Source organism: Nissabacter archeti (assembly GCF_018257325.1).
Classification (GTDB): Bacteria; Pseudomonadota; Gammaproteobacteria; order Enterobacterales; family Enterobacteriaceae; genus Chimaeribacter; species Chimaeribacter arupi.
Window position 1 is genome coordinate 18328 of record NZ_JAERKB010000004.1, and the last position, 15003, is coordinate 33330.

General features: G+C 59.1%; 10 protein-coding genes and 2 pseudogenes. 7 read left to right on the forward strand and 5 right to left on the reverse strand.

The genetic code is table 11. The features are described 5' to 3' along the window. The first annotated feature begins 21 nt into the window (after positions 1–21). The 6 genes from JK232_RS06175 (at position 22) to JK232_RS06200 (ending at position 6016) form a co-directional block, all read left to right on the forward strand. Positions 22–966 (forward strand): ABC transporter permease, encoded by a 945-nt coding sequence (locus tag JK232_RS06175; protein ID WP_101858102.1) that lies wholly within the window; start codon positions 22–24, stop codon positions 964–966. Next, entirely contained in the window at positions 963–1844 is an 882-nt protein-coding gene (locus JK232_RS06180) for an ABC transporter permease (RefSeq protein WP_212588942.1), read from the forward strand. The genes JK232_RS06175 and JK232_RS06180 overlap by 4 nt, the downstream gene beginning before the upstream one ends. Then, a complete protein-coding gene (locus JK232_RS06185) occupies positions 1841–3466 on the forward strand; it encodes a dipeptide ABC transporter ATP-binding protein (RefSeq protein ID WP_101854658.1) in 1626 nt (541 codons plus the stop codon). The genes JK232_RS06180 and JK232_RS06185 overlap by 4 nt, the downstream gene beginning before the upstream one ends. After that, positions 3463–4494, forward strand: coding sequence for a putative FMN-dependent luciferase-like monooxygenase (locus tag JK232_RS06190; protein ID WP_212588943.1), 1032 nt, complete (start codon positions 3463–3465; stop codon positions 4492–4494). The genes JK232_RS06185 and JK232_RS06190 overlap by 4 nt, the downstream gene beginning before the upstream one ends. Further along, positions 4491–5591, forward strand: coding sequence for an alkylhydroperoxidase domain protein (locus JK232_RS06195; protein WP_212588944.1), 1101 nt, complete (start codon positions 4491–4493; stop codon positions 5589–5591). Before JK232_RS06190 ends, JK232_RS06195 begins: the two co-directional genes overlap by 4 nt. Before the next feature lie 113 nt (positions 5592–5704). Continuing rightward, entirely contained in the window at positions 5705–6016 is a 312-nt protein-coding gene (locus JK232_RS06200) for a hypothetical protein (protein WP_146000862.1), read from the forward strand. 176 nt (positions 6017–6192) lie between these two features. Here the strand turns inward: JK232_RS06200 and JK232_RS06205 are convergent, their stop codons facing one another. Further along, the gene (locus tag JK232_RS06205) at positions 6193–6933 is read right to left on the reverse strand and encodes an SDR family oxidoreductase (protein ID WP_212588945.1); all 741 of its coding nucleotides are present in this window, start codon (positions 6931–6933) and stop codon (positions 6193–6195) included. 209 nt (positions 6934–7142) lie between these two features. Here JK232_RS06205 and JK232_RS06210 point away from each other — a divergent pair. After that, positions 7143–7397 (forward strand): annotated as a pseudogene (locus JK232_RS06210) (GNAT family N-acetyltransferase); the annotation flags it as partial. Positions 7398–8208: 811 nt separating this feature from the next. On the opposite strand, the pseudogene JK232_RS22820 reads toward JK232_RS06210, so the two are convergent. The 4 genes and pseudogenes from JK232_RS22820 to JK232_RS06225 form a co-directional block, all read right to left on the reverse strand. After that, a pseudogene (locus JK232_RS22820) lies at positions 8209–8421 on the reverse strand (cupin domain-containing protein); the annotation flags it as partial. 151 nt (positions 8422–8572) lie between these two features. After that, positions 8573–10966, reverse strand: coding sequence for a glucose/quinate/shikimate family membrane-bound PQQ-dependent dehydrogenase (locus tag JK232_RS06215; protein WP_072927954.1), 2394 nt, complete (start codon positions 10964–10966; stop codon positions 8573–8575). Positions 10967–11784: 818 nt separating this feature from the next. Next, a complete protein-coding gene (locus tag JK232_RS06220) occupies positions 11785–12888 on the reverse strand; it encodes a hypothetical protein (protein ID WP_072927953.1) in 1104 nt (367 codons plus the stop codon). Between the two features lie 942 nt (positions 12889–13830). After that, positions 13831–14949: a YsnF/AvaK domain-containing protein gene (locus tag JK232_RS06225; protein WP_212588947.1), complete on the reverse strand. Its 1119-nt coding sequence runs from the start codon at positions 14947–14949 to the stop codon at positions 13831–13833. Positions 14950–15003 lie beyond the last annotated feature (54 nt).

Here is a 15003-nt window from a genome sequence, read left to right on the forward strand (position 1 = left end):
CATTACGCGCGAGGTAAGGCGATGAGCCGCTATCTGATGCTGCGCGCCGGACAGGCCCTGCTGGTACTGTGGGCGGCGTTTACCGTCTCCTTTGTGCTGTTGCAGGTGCTGCCCGGCGACGCCATCCTGATTAAATTCCAGAACCCTGACCTTGGCCTCAGCCCGGCGCAGATTGCACAGATGCGGCTGGCCTATGGCGCAGACAGCCCGCTGTGGCAGCAATATTTGCATACGATGTGGGCGATGCTGCACGGGGATTCAGGCTATTCGGTGCAGGCCGGGGTGCCGGTCAGTGAGCTGATTGCTGATAACTTCCCCGATACCCTGCGCCTGGCCCTGCCCGGCTTTGCGCTGGCGGTGCTGCTGGCCGCACTGCTGGCGTTTGTCTCTAACCTGGTGGGCGGGCGCTGGCTGAAAAATGCGTTGCAGGCGCTGCCCTCGCTGTTTATCTCTGTGCCCACTTTCTGGCTCGGCATCGCGCTGATTCAGATCTTCTCGTTTCAGCTGCGCTGGATCCCAATCATCAACCCCGGCCGGTGGGAAGGGCTGATTCTGCCCATCATCACGCTGGCGCTGCCGATCTCCGCGCCGCTGGCGCAAATCCTGATCCGGTCGATTGACGACGTACAGACCCAGCCGTTTGTCGCCGTTGCCCGCGCCAAAGGGGCGCGCTACAGCGGGGTGCTCTGGCGGCATGTGGCCCTGAATGCGCTGCTGCCGGCGCTGACGGTGGCGGGCCTGCTGCTGGGGGAACTGATCGCCGGGGCGCTGATCACGGAAACCGTGTTCGGCCTGAGCGGCCTCGGCCAGTTAACCCAACAGGCGGTAAACAATCAGGACGTCGCGGTATTACAGGCGATTGTGATGATCTCGGCCGTGGGGTTTGTCGCGATTAACCTGATCGTTGACCTGCTCACCCCGCTTATTGATCCGCGTCTGCACGTTTACCCAGGAGCCGCCTTATGAGCCTCGTCGACTACTCTGTCTCCGCCGCCGGGAGTGAATCCGCCGACGGTGAACGTGCCGCCACGCCGGTACGCCGCCCGCGCCGCAGGCTGCAACCCGGCGCGCTGCTGGCCTGGCTGGTGATGCTGACCGTGATCCTGGCGGCCCTTGCCCCGGCGTTGTTTACCGGCTACAGCGGCACCGAGGGCGTTGCCGGGGCGCAGCGGCTCGCCCCGCAGGCCGGGCACTGGCTCGGCACGGACCAGCTGGGGCGCGATCTCTATGCGCGCATCGTCTACGGCGCCGCGCACTCACTCGCCGGGGCGCTGGCGGCAGTGGCACTCGGGCTGGTGGCCGGCACCCTGGTGGGCGTAGTCGCCGGGGCGGTGGGCGGCAAAACCGTGGGCGTGCTGATGCGGATGATCGATGTGCTGCTGTCGATCCCCGGTTTGCTGCTCTCGCTGAGCGTGATTATTTTACTGGGCTTCGGCACGGTCAATGCGGCCATGGCGGTGGGTATCACCTCCATTGCCAACTTTGCCCGGCTGGCGCGGGCAGAAGTGGTGCGCATACGCCACAGCGACTATGTGGAGGCGGCCTATGGCAGCGGCGGCACCTTCTGGCGCGTGCTGTGGCGGCATATTCTGCCCAATTCCCTGACGTCGGTGATCGCCTTCTCGGCGTTGCAGTTCGGCAGTGCGATCCTCGCGCTCTCTACCCTGAGCTTTCTGGGCTACGGCACCCCTCCGCCCACGCCTGAATGGGGGCTGCTGATTGCCGAAGGGCGTAACTACATCTCAACCGCCTGGTGGCTGACCACCTTCCCCGGGCTGGTGGTGGTGGCCGTGGTGCTGGCCGCCAACCGCATCAGCCGCCAATTCTCCGGAGGCCGCCGATGAGCGCTCACCCTGTTCCTTTACTGGCGTTAGAGAATCTGACGCTGAGCTACCGCAACGGCCACCACCGGCAGCGGGTGGTCAATAATGTCTCCTTTACGCTGGAAGCCGGGGAAATGCTGGCGCTGGTGGGGGAGTCCGGCTCCGGTAAAACCACCACCGCGCAGGCGATCATCGGCCTGCTGGCTGAAAACGGCGAGCGCGACGCCGGGCGCATCCTGTTTAACGGCGTGGAGATCAGCCGCTGGTCGCAGCGGCGGCTCGACAGCCTGCGCGGCGCCCGTATCAGCCTGATCCCTCAAGACCCCGGCAGCTCGCTTAACCCGATTAAAACCATTGGCAGCCAGGTGGCCGAAGTGCTGACGCTGCACCAGCGGCTAAGCCGGAAAGCGCGGGATGCGCGGGTGATCGCCCTGCTGACCCGCGTGGGCTTAAGCCATCCTGAACAACGCGCGCAGCAGTATCCGCACCAGTTATCCGGCGGCATGAAACAGCGGGTACTCATCGCCATGGCGATTGCCCTGCAACCGGCGCTGATCATCGCCGATGAGCCGACCAGCGCGCTGGATGTCACCGTCCAGAAACGCATCCTCGACCTGATTGACGACCTGCGCCGCGAGTCCGATACCGCCGTACTGTTTGTAACGCACGATCTGGCGCTGGCGGCCCAGCGCGCCGACCGGTTACTGGTGTTCCGCCACGGCGAGGTGCAGGAGCACGGCCCGACCGCCAGGGTGATTGCCGCCCCCAGCAGCAGTTACACCCGCCAGTTGTTTGCGGATCTCTCCGCGCTCGCCCCGCCGGTAGCGGCGCGCCCTGCTCCCCTCGCCGCCCCGGCGCTGGTGGCAGAAGGGATCAGCAAAGCCTTCTCACTCGGCCCGCGCGGGTCGCAACCCTTACAGGCCCTGCGGGATGTCTCCTTCAGCGTGCCGCGCGGCACCACCCACGCCCTGGTGGGTGAGTCCGGTTCCGGTAAAAGTACGCTGGCGCGTATTCTGCTGGGTTTCCAGACGGCTGACAGCGGACGCGTAGTGCTGGACGGCATTGACACCACCGGCTTGTCCGGGGAGGCGCAGCGGCAGTTGAGGCAGAAGATCCAGCTGGTTTACCAGAATCCTTTCGCCTCACTCGATCCCTCGCAGAGCCTGTACCAGATTATTGAGGAACCGTTGCTGAACTTTGCGCCGCTGAGCAAAAGCGAACGCCGGGCGCGGGTGGAAGAGGTGGCCACGCGCGTGGCGCTGCCGCCTGAGGTGCTGGCCCGTAAGCCGCGGGCGTTATCCGGCGGCCAGCGCCAGCGGGTGGCGATTGCGCGGGCGCTGGTGTTGCGGCCCGCCATTCTGGTGCTGGATGAGGCCACCTCCGCCCTGGATGTCACCGTGCAGGCGCAAATCCTCAGCTTGCTTCAGCAACTCCAGCAGCAACTGGGGCTGACGTACCTGTTTATTTCACACGATCTCGCCACCGTGCGGCGCATCGCGCACTCCGTCACGGTATTGCGTGCCGGTCAGGTGGTGGATCAGGGGCCGGTGGCAGCGCTGTTCAGCCACCCCTCCAGCAGCTACACCCAGGAACTGATTGATGCCATTCCCGCATTGGGCATTCCCCCTAAGGAGTATGTATGAGCCATAAACGGTTAGGTTTTTTTACCCGCCTGCTGGATAAAACCTCGCCCCAGGCACGCTACCGGCTGGCGACTGAGCAGATCCAACGGGCGGAACGGGCGGGGTTTGATACCGCCTGGATTGCCCAGCACCATTTTCATGAACATGAGGGTGGCCTGCCCGCGCCACTGGTTTTCCTCGCCTCTGTAGCCGCCCAGACCAGCCGCATCCGGCTTGGCACCGCCATTATTACCTTGCCGATGGAAAACCCGCTGAGGGTGGCGGAAGATGCCGCCGTGCTTGATCTACTGGCGGCCGGACGGCTGGAGATTGGCCTGGGTTCCGGCGGTACCCCTACCTCGTTCCTGCCGTTTGGCCTGACCAGCGACCAGCGGCGGGAAGCCTTTACCAACCACCTGAACACGCTGCTGCGTGCCTGGCGCGGCGAGACGCTCGGCCACCCGGATAACCGGCTCTACCCGCCTGCACCGCAACTGGCCTCGCGGGTCTGGATCGCTACCTTTTCAGCGGAAGGCGCCGCGCAGGCGGGCCGCGACGGGCACGGCCTGATGCTGTCGCGCACCCAGCCGCGCCCGGCCGGGCAACCCAGGCTGCCGCTGGACGCCATCCAGAACCCGATCATTGATGCCTATCTCGCCGCGCTGCCGCCCGGCACCGCACCGCGCATTCTGGCTTCCCGCACTGCTTTTGTGACCGAAAGCACCCGCCATGCCCGCGCACTGGCCCAACCGGGGTTACAGGCGCAGGCGGCGCACCACCGGGCGCTGGGCCACGTGCTCCCCGGCGACACGCTGGATGATTACATCGCCGCCTTTGATGTGCACCTCGGCACGCCGGAGGCGGTGTGCGCCTCGTTGCTGCAAGACAGCAGCCTGCAACGGGTCACGGACATCTCTTTCCAGGTGCACTCGATTGACCCGCCCCATGCGGAGATTCTGCGTTCGATTGATTTACTTGCTGCTGACGTTGGCCCGGCCCTGGGCTGGTCGCCCTCTTCCCTGACTTCTGCCAAAGAGATAACCGCATGACACAACCTTATGACTTACTCAATGATCTGGCCGGTATCGCCCCTGACTCCGCCCTGGCGGCGGCGCGCCAACAGCGGGATGCCGCGACCCATGCAACCCAGGGCAGTTATCAGGCACTGTTTGGGGAAGGCTCCGCTGATTTCCCTCTGAATGAACGCCTGGTGATAGCCGCCCAGGTGGCAACCTGGCATCAGGCCCCGGCGCTGGCTGACCATTATGCGCAGCAGAGCAAAAGCCTCCCATCCGGCGAATGCCTCGGTACGGCGCTTGAACAGGCGGAGCGGCTTACCTTCCAGCCGGTTTCAGCCGCCCCGGCACATCTGGAGGCATTGCAACAGGCTGGCTGGACACCGGCAGGCATTGTGACGTTGTCACAACTGGTGGCGTTTGTCAGCTTTCAGAGCCGTCTGTTAGAGGGTTTACGCCTGCTGAACGGCCAGGGTGAATCACAAGGGCAAGTGGCGACGGCCGGCCAGTGGCACACCCAGCCGCTGACCCACAGCGGCAAAGCGGCCCCGGTCGCCTTTACCCAGCAGGCACTGGGCTGGACACCCTGGATCGCGGCCAAACCGCTGGCCCAGTTCAATGAAGATGAACAGGCAACGCTGGCGCGCTTCGGCCATACGGACTCCGACTACTTCCGCCTGCTCGCCCGCAACCTGCCGGTGCTGGAGCAGCGGACGCTGACCGACAAAGGGATTTTCTATACCACCGGCGGGCTGCCGCGTGCGGAGCGGGAACTGGCCGCCACCGTCGCCAGCAAGGTCAATGGCTGCATTTATTGTGCCTCAGTGCATGCGCGCAAGGCCGGGCAACTCTCGAAGCAGCCGGAGGCGGTTCAGCAACTTCTGGACGTGGCACCCGGCCAGAGCCTGAGCCGGGGCCAGTCGCCGCGCTGGCAGGCGGAGATAACTTTCGCCGCAGCCCTTTCTGCCACGCCGCCGGTGGCGGGCCGGCAACAGATCCAGGCGTTGCGCGACCAGGGTCTGGATACGCTGGAACTGCTCGATCTGGTGCAGGCCACCGCGTTCTTTGCGTGGGCCAACCGGCTGATGTTGACCCTGGGCGAACCCTTCCTGCCTGCCGCTGGAGAGTGATGGCCGTCCGTTAATCACCTCCTGATGTCATCCCCTGCCCTCAGCGGCTATTGAGGCCGGGGGATAAAACATCGCGGCTGTCAAAAAACAGAAACGATTGAAAATTACCTTGGTTGGAACTATTTAAAGAAAGCAGAAGAACAGATGACGGAGTCAGCATGATGAACAGATGGAAAAGACGCGATGAACGGGCGCAGGCAGGCCACGAATCAGTCACCGTGCCTGAAGCCGCAATAGCAGGCAGACCGGAAGCTCAAACACGGGAAAGCAAAAAAGCACACAGCCGTCGCGAACCGGTTTTCATCACCCCTTCACGCACTGAAGGCACTGCACACTGGCAACATGACAGCAAAGAACCTGACGTTGCCGCGCTGCGGATGCTCACGATTATCCGCCGTAAAGGCCTGGGGCTGTTTGGGCAATAGCCTGTTTAAAGACATTTTAAAACACAGGTTTTTTAAAGAAGTGTTTTAAACCATGGCTTTAAAGAACAGCCAACGCGGACATGCCGCACCGGCTACGCTGAAGGTGCCCCTGGATTGTATCAGGGCCATGTCTGCCCTCGCACGTGTAAAGCCCCCGGCTTTCGGAACACACTGCCTTACTGACGCACCAACCCGCCGTCCACCGCATACTGGCTGCCGGTAACGTATGAGGCATCCTCTGACAACAGGAACAACGCCACGGCGGCGGCTTCCTCGGCGCGCCCTGCCCGTTTCAGCGGCACCTGGCTGACCACGAATTCCTCAAACTGGCTGCGTGCCGCTTCCGGCATAAAGTCACGGAAGTTTGTCTCTATAGGCCCCGGCACCAGCACATTCGCCCGGATATTACGCTCTGCCAATGCCGACGCCCAGCTGCGCACCATCGCCACTACTGCGCCTTTGGTCGCGGCGTACAGGCTGGTCGCGGGTGCTCCCTCGTAAACTGAAGAGGATGCTGTAACTAATACCGCAGCGCCGGGATTAAGCAGTGGTGACAACGCGGCCAGTTGCAACATCGGCCCCCGCACATTCGCATTCATCATGGCGTTAAAAGCGTCTGCCGTGACTGTTTCAGGCGTGCCAACCTCTGCATAACCGGCATTGAGCCACAGGCCGTCAAGCTGACCCCACCCTTTTACGGCCTCTGCCAGTGCCGTTGCGGCGTGTTCATCAGCTGCGTCATTAGATAAGATCAAACAATCCGCCGGCAGCCGCGCTTTTGCCTCCGCCAGACGATCCGCATTTAACCCGGTCAGGGCCACCTTTCCGCCCTCCTGAATAATCCGCAATGCGCCTGCTAACCCCATGCCGCTGGAGCCGCCGGTAATTAATATGCGTTTATCAGTAAATCGTCCCATACCGTCCTCTTAAATACGTGATGTAAGCCCACCACCCTATCATGCAATCCATCACAGGGTATTCTGAAAAGGCCATTCTCACAGGCGGAAATAATCACGTTGCGAAGTGATTGCAGGATGTTGTTATAACTATACAGGCGGGCAAAATTTTACTTCCTGCCGGAATCCAAAGTATAAATACAGGCATACTTATACCTCGGGAAAATACAATGGTATTAAGCTCACAAATGAGGTTACTACGCCCCGTTTCTTTTGCCGATACTGATGATCTTTTCAGAACTTATGGTGATCCGCAGACAAATCAATTTAATCCGGCAGGCCCTTATCCTGATATTCACTATGCCCGCGCAGCAATCGCCAGATGGCTGGAACACTGGTAAAAGCACGGCGTTGGTAATTGGGCTATTACGCTTCAAAACAATCCAGGACACATTATTGGTTTTTCCGGATTGCCGGGCAGATCATGTTAAGAATAATGTATGATGGAACTCATATAAGGATGTAACGCTGGGTTATCTGTCAGCCGCCGCCTGGCGTATGTCGTTGGCCTGGATGACTCGCCCTTCCATGTGCTTTCGCCCGCCAGACGCTAAAAAAAACCGCCCCATACAGGCGGCGGTTTCTTAAGCTTTACCTGTTCTGATTAACAACACGCTGAGTGGTCATGGCGGAGTAGATGTTCCCTCCCTCCCCCTCAGGCTGTTGCGTTACCAGGGCAAGAAAAAGCATTATCGGAATGATAATGCATTTTTTCATGCTGCGATCTCCGCAAAGACCGCGCGTCGCCATTGGCCCACCGTGAAACCGATGCCGAAACAAGCAGGACTTGCAGCCTGCGTCGCGGAGGTGGACAACACTGCTCCCTGAGCACGGTGCCCGGCTGCTAAACCAGTGGAACAGGCCCGGCGAGAAGATAACAACGACGTGCTACAAGAAGAAATGCTTTTTAGCCTGCTTTTAAGAAATCAGCATATACCTTGATATGCGTTACTTTTTCTGTAAAAACACACCCAGCTTTTTGAAAATTGGCGTAATTGTCCGCATGACACTCACGCAATTATCTTGTAAACTTCACGCGGGACTTGCAACCTGTGTTCGCATTTTGAACGCTTTCAGAGTCAGAGCGGGTTCGCTCTCCTCTGCGGCAGAACACCAGCCTGCTAACTGTTTTTCTGCCAATAAAAAAGCCGCGTTAAGCGGCTTTTTTATGTGCTGAGTTTCAGGTCAGCGCTTGTCTGGTTTCCCTGGATGCGGGCCAAAAACCTGCGGCGGGGGATACGCAAATTCCTCTTTATGCCGTTCAGCATGAGGATAAGAGGTACGCCGCCCCGGCAATAGCCGCTCATGGTGGATGCCCAGCCGCGTTAATCCCAGTGCCCGCCCTGACGGCGCGCCAATCCCGGGCCATTCCTCACTGCCGGGATAGTGCCCATCATCTTGCCCTTCCAGTTCCTGCCAATGCCGTATAAATGCGGGACGACGCGGCATAGCGATTCTCCGGTGAAGTGATTCCGCACTCTGCCACTACTCTCTATGCCATTTCCTTAGGGGGTTACTCCCGCCTCCGTGGTGTCAGTGCAAAAGCAGAGGCATAAAAAAAGCCCCGCAATGCGGGGCTTTTGGCTGATACAAGGATCGGTTATTTGTTGTCCGGCAGGGCGTAAGCGACAACGTAGTCGCCCAGCTTGGTGCCGAACGAACCGTGGCCACCGGCAGCAATCACTACGTATTGCTTGCCATTGACTTCATACGTCATCGGGGTGGCCTGGCCACCGGCCGGCAGGCGTGCCTGCCACAGTTTTTCACCGGTGCTCATGTTGAACGCACGCAGGAAGTTATCTGCGGTCGCGGCCATGAAGAAGACGTTACCGGCGGTAGAAACCGGGCCGCCCAGCATCGGCATACCCATTTTGAACGGCAGCGGCAGCGGGGTGTTGTCATAGACGGTACCCACACGTTTCTTCCAGACGATCTGATGGGTTTTCAGATCCACCGCGGAGATGTAACCCCAGGCCGGTTGTTTGCACGGCAGGCCAAACGGAGAAAGGAACGGGTTCAGGGTCACGCCGAACGGCACGCCGTACTGCGGCTGAATACCAACTTCAGACCCGGTGCCGCCTGCGCCTTCCGGCGGCTCAGACGGGTTGTTCGGGCCACGCGGGATCAGGCGGGAAACGAACGGCAGCGCCATCGGGTTGGCAATCGCCACCTGACGGTCAGTATCCACGGAGATACCGCCCCACTCGAACATGCCCAGGTTACCTGGGAATACCAGGGTGCCCTGCTCAGACGGCGGGGTGAAGATGCCTTCATAACGCAGACGGTGGAAGATCACGCGGCAGACCAGCTGGTCATACATCGTGGCACCCCACATGTCTTTCCCGCTCAGGTCTTTGGACGGACGGAAAGTCAGGTCAGAGAACGGCTGGGTCGGGGACGTCCAGTCACCTTCTGCTGCGCCCTGCGGAACCGGTTTTTCCGGAGCCGGGACGACAGGTTTGCCGTTACGGCGGTCCAGCACAAAGATGTTACCGGTTTTGGTCGGCACGTAGATGGCCGGAACGGTCTGCCCATCTTTGGTGATGTCAGCCAGGGTTGGCTGAGCCGGCACGTCCATGTCCCACAGGTCATGGTGCACAGTCTGGTAGAACCAGGCCAGTTTACCGGTCGAGGCGTTCAGCGCCAGCATACCGCTTGCAAAACGCTCCATCTCTTTGGAACGGTTGCCGCCCCAGATGTCCGGGGTCGCGACGCCAATCGGCAGGTAGACCAGATCCAGTTTCTCATCGTAGGCTGCCGGTGCCCAGGAGTTCGGGGAGTTCGGCGTATAGTGCTGCTCACCTTCCGGGATGACATTCGGATCGGCCGCGCCGGTATCGAAGGCCCACAGCAGTTTGCCGCTGTTCACGTCAAAGCCGCGGATCACACCAGACGGCAGTTTGGTGGAGTAGTTGTCGGTCACTGCCCCGGCCATCACGATCACATGGTCGGTCACTACCGGCGGAGAGGTCGGCTCGTAAGCACCTGGGGTCGCGTACGGCATGTTGGCTTGCAGGTTCAGCTCGCCGTTGTTACCGAATTCCGGGCAACGATCACCGGTCTGGGCATCCAGCGCGAACAGGCGGCCGTCGTTCACCGGCAGCAGAATGCGGCGGGCACACAGGGCCGGTGCAGCGCTTGCGGTTGCCGTCTGGGCAGCCGCCGGGGCCTCGTGGTAAGACACACCACGGCAGGTCACGTGCTGGAAGGTCGGGTTGGTTTTCAGCTGCGGATCAAACTGCCATTTCAGCTTACCGGACGCAGCATCCAGGGCAATCAGCTTCTGGTGCGGCGTACACAGGTAGAGCGTGTCGCGGATTTTGATCGGCGTCACTTCGTCTGTGATTTCACCTGGGTCGTTAGGGCCTTTCATGTCGCCGGTACGGAACGTCCAGGCTTCTTCCAGCTCACCGACGTTTTTGTCGTTGATCTGTTTCAGCGGGGAGTAACGGGTACCGCCCTGGGTACGGCCATACGCCGGCCAGTCACCTGCCGGGATACCGGAGCTGTTTTGCTCAGCAGCCGGGGCCGGTTGGTTTGCGGTGTCCAGCGTACCGTTGATCTCCTGCGGGTCGTTAAATACCGACCAGGCCAGTGCCAGCACGGTGACAACCAGCACGGCGCTTAATGCACCGCGGGCCGTGCCGTTTTTGGCCGTCAGGTAGCGGTAGATGACCGGCAGCACCAGCCACACGCCGAAGAAGAACACCACGTCAAGGCGCGGCGTCAGTGCCCAGAAGTCAGTACCGACTTCCCAGATCGACCAGATGAGTGTGCCGAGCAGGAACACGGCATACAGCATCAGGGCTGAGGCCTTACGGCGATAGAGCAGCCAGGCCATTGCCAGCATAACCACACCGGCAACAATGTAATAAAGAGAGCCACCAATCGTGGCCAGCCATATCCCACCTATCAAAAAGTACAATCCGCTCAACGCGGCGAACAAAGCCGTAAGTATCACGAGGGTACGTGATAGCGAAGCTTTACTTTGCATAATATTAACCTTAAAAGTGTCTTTGTATCATCGAGTTACCTGTTAGATAACTCTTGCAAACGGCCGGAACCCTCCGGCCGTTCCTCCCCGCGCCTGTCCTTGATTCCCCAGGGGGCGTCAAGGCAGGTGCCCGGTTCGTTGCCGGCGACAAGCTGGAATCAGCGCAAACCGCAACAGAAACCACGAAACCGGTTGACCAAAAGTCTCCCGGCAGCGGGCGTCGATGACGGCAGTCTGGGTGCCGTTATTCCGTTGCCCTGCTTAAAACATTAGCCGGTATTCAGCAAAATGGCGGCTTAAGTGGGTGTCTGTGCAGAATTTATGCTGCTTTTTACTGCTGTCGCCGGGCGGCAACCAGAAAAATGAGGGGAACGTCGCGGCGATATTTCGCTGTGTATCGGGGAAACGTGCCTGCATCCCAGCGCCCGGCAGTGGGGCGCTGAAGGTCTCCCGTGCGGCCTGTCGCCCATTCAGGGCGCGCGAGGGCGTGCAACAGGGGGTGCCGGTAACGTAACGCGCAGGCCGCACCGCCCTTTATCTGGTCGTTACCGAAGAGATAACGGGAGAGATCATTCTGGTTGCCGGAAAAATAGTGGTTATCCGGCCTGATAACCCGCCTTATCCTGGGGAAATCCCCCACGGGAAAAGACAACGCGCGGTATTCTCTGCTCTCTGTTTTAAGTTCTCAAGTTTTTTGTTACGAATTGGTTACGTAATAGTCGGATAGTTGAAAATAAAAAGCCCGCCGCGGGAATAAAGCCCGGCGGCGGGCGGATGCCAATAACAACACTATGGCTATTGTCGGGCGGTGTTCAGGCTCAGGCCGCGCAATGGCTGAGTGATGCCTGCGGCTGGACGGCGGCCATCAGGCGAGTCAGATCGTCAGCAGGGGTGGCGATGGTCAGTGGCAGGCCGTGCTGGTCAAACAGGGCGCGGATGCCGGAGAGCGGCATCTCTTTCATGACCAGCCCGGCGCGGCTGCCCTGGGCATTGGCCAGCTGGCAGTAACTGCCGATTTGCGCAGCGGCCAGCGGCAACAATACCGGGAGTGACACGGCGCTCAGGCGGCTGCGTACCTGCTCGGCCAGCGCCGGTTGCTGGGCGCGCAGTTCTGCCAGGGTCAGCGGCACCGGGTCATTTTCACCGTCGGTCAGCATAAACAGTGCTACGCTGCGCTCATCACGCGGGTCAAACAGGCAGATCTCATCTTTGCTTTGCGCGTGGGTCGCCTGGCCGTGCTGGGTCTGGTTCACTTCGAACAACGGTGCCTGCACCGGCAATGCCGCCTGCAACGCCGGAACGTAAGCCGCGTCCAGCAGCGAACAGGTCAGGTCGATTTCCGGCTGATAGGCAATCATCTCCGTCACGGCATGAATATCCACCTGCTCCGGGTTGCCCACAGAGAGCAGGTAACACGGGGTGCCGCCATTTTCGAAATAGTGGCGCACGGCGTAGTAGCTGGTCAGACAGGCATTGCTCACCTGCTCCAGCATTTCGGCCATAAAGCCCGCATTAGCCGGCAGTGCGGCATCTGCCTCGGCAGCCATGCCCAGCAGCTCATCTTCGCTGTAGTTCAGGCTCAGGCTGCTGTCCTGCCAGTTCATGATCGCCTGCTGGATAAACAGGCTGTACGGGTTCAGGATGAAGTTAATGCTCTGCTCATACCCTTTCACGGAGACCATCACCGGCAGGTCACGGATGTCTGCCTGAAGCAGGTCATTGCTGTTGCCACCTAAAAACTGGCGCGAGAAATCTTGTAAATCGGTCACGCGGGTCAGGGTCATGCCGCTATTTGCCTCTTTGTGGGCAAAGCAGCCGATAAATACCGGCGTCACGACCTGAGGGGAGAGCGTATAATGACTCTCAGCCTGGTAGGAGTCAGAAAGAGAGATGTCGGCTGACGCAGCTGTGTGCAGATCCATAAGAGTTCCTCGCCAAGAAATAGATGTTTAATTCACACTGTTATAGTGGGTAATCAGTAAAGGATAATCACAGGCACCGCGCATCCCTGCCTGCGCTTATGCCGCTTCTGAACGTAAAGCCATTCCTGACATCATGCCGGTAATTATCACCGGCATCGGGATCGGTCTTATATAAAGACGCTGTTCATCTATTTCTTTTGGTGCGGGAGAGTGCGGCGTTAAATAAGCGCGCCGTTAATAAGTCTCTCTACCCTTTGCCCTGGTTAAGAAATCGAGAGGAAGGCCGTTGATGACGGAGCTAAATTAACGAAATTAAACTTACCCTGGCAAGTAATTTGTCTACAAGAACACTCCTATTTTACCTTTTTATATTCAGAGCCTGCCCGGATTTACTTTCACGATGCTAATAAAACCCCCTTGTGGAGGGCAGGCCACCAGCAGCTAACCCTTCAATAGCTTTAACCGGTTATGAAGTGAAATTTCACCGGTTTTGTGCAATTAACAGGCAAAATCAGGTTGCCGCCCTGCAATTTCATCTGCACACAAGGCGAAAAAGATAAGGCTGACACAGGTACACGCAAGGGCTTTCACGGTGAAACACCGGCAAAGACGCGGGAAACCGGCTCATTTACTGTTCTGCAAATGAAATAACCGTCAGATGTGATAACGTTTCCATGAAATAAAACTTTCCGGGCTAATTTATTACCTTATGTATAAGCCTGCACGATCGTCCGCGCAGCGATACTGTGATACCAATAATCAATGCCACTGAAAGGTTGCTGAATTTTTGACAGGGTAAAAAGCGGCGGAAAGCGATGTTTTCGGATAAAGGCCATCTTGTTCCGCCTATTTTTCAGCAACAAAAAAGCCACCCCGACGGGTGGCTTTTTCGTGAAGCGCATTCTTAGACACAGAAAGGCTTATTGGTGGATATCACTACCCTTATTTTTTCGGGTTGTTGATGACACCGCCTGGGGTAGTGGTCCCGGACGTTGCACCTTTGGTGATATCGCTTACCGGGTCACGGCTGGCCAGCGGGTCATTATTTTCCAGCGGCTTTTTGCTTCCCAGGGGATCTTTATTCAGCAGTGGGTCTTTATTACCCAGCGGGCTGGTGGTGCTGGTCGGCTTGGCTGCACCGGTGGTGCTGCCGGTCACACCAGCGGTACCTGCTGCACCCGTCGTGGTGCCGGCCGTCCCCGTTGTAGAGCCGGTTACACCGGTGGTGCCGGTAACGCCGCCGGCTGCCAGGTCGCGGTCAGCATCAACGTGCTCAACCTCTACGTTCTGACGTCGTACGGTGTCGTTAATGGTTTCGACTCGGCTGCTTTCGTCTTTGCGAACCACCACTTCCTCAACGATTTTGGCCGTTTTATTGACAACCGGTTGCTCATGGGTTTCTGTTACCTCGACGACTTTTTCAGACCAGTCGATATCATTCAGGTAGGCCGGCTCATCGACGGCGCGGCGGAAAATGTCCGCATGTTGCTCATGCAGAGCCACTTCAGCTTTCACATCTTCCGTGGTGACGTAACGGCGAACGCGGGTTGACCCCTCTTTCACCAGGCGCTTACCGACTTCCAGGTTCTCTTCGGCAAGACGCAGGATCTCTTCTTCTGACTCATCCCCCGTCAGGGAGGTATGGATAGCGTCACGGTTGTCCGTGGTGCCGGCAGTCCCTGTGGTGCCAGCAGCCCCCAGCGCAGCACCGGTGCCCAGTGCACCCGCGCCGCCGGTGCGGGACGGCACATCCACTGCCTGGTGACGGTCAAGGATGGCCATAGCGCGGGCTGTGTCATCTTCATCAGCACGCAAGGTCAGGATTACGCCGCCTGTATCCATCGCACGGGTATACACTTCTGCGTAATCATCCTCTACGGTGTCACCGAACAGGCGCTGCCAGATGCTTGGGTGACGGATGGCTTTCCCTTCATGTTTAAGGTGTTCACCGGTGATCAGGCTGATGTCATTATCAGGGAACCCGGCTTTAATAAGATTTTTACGCGCTGCCTCGGCTTGTTGAGTCGTATCAAATAAGGTAACGATTTTTTCGTGTGCCATGATATTTTCCTCTTTTGCGTTAGCGAGTATTGGTCTTGTGCGTTAGCGATAATG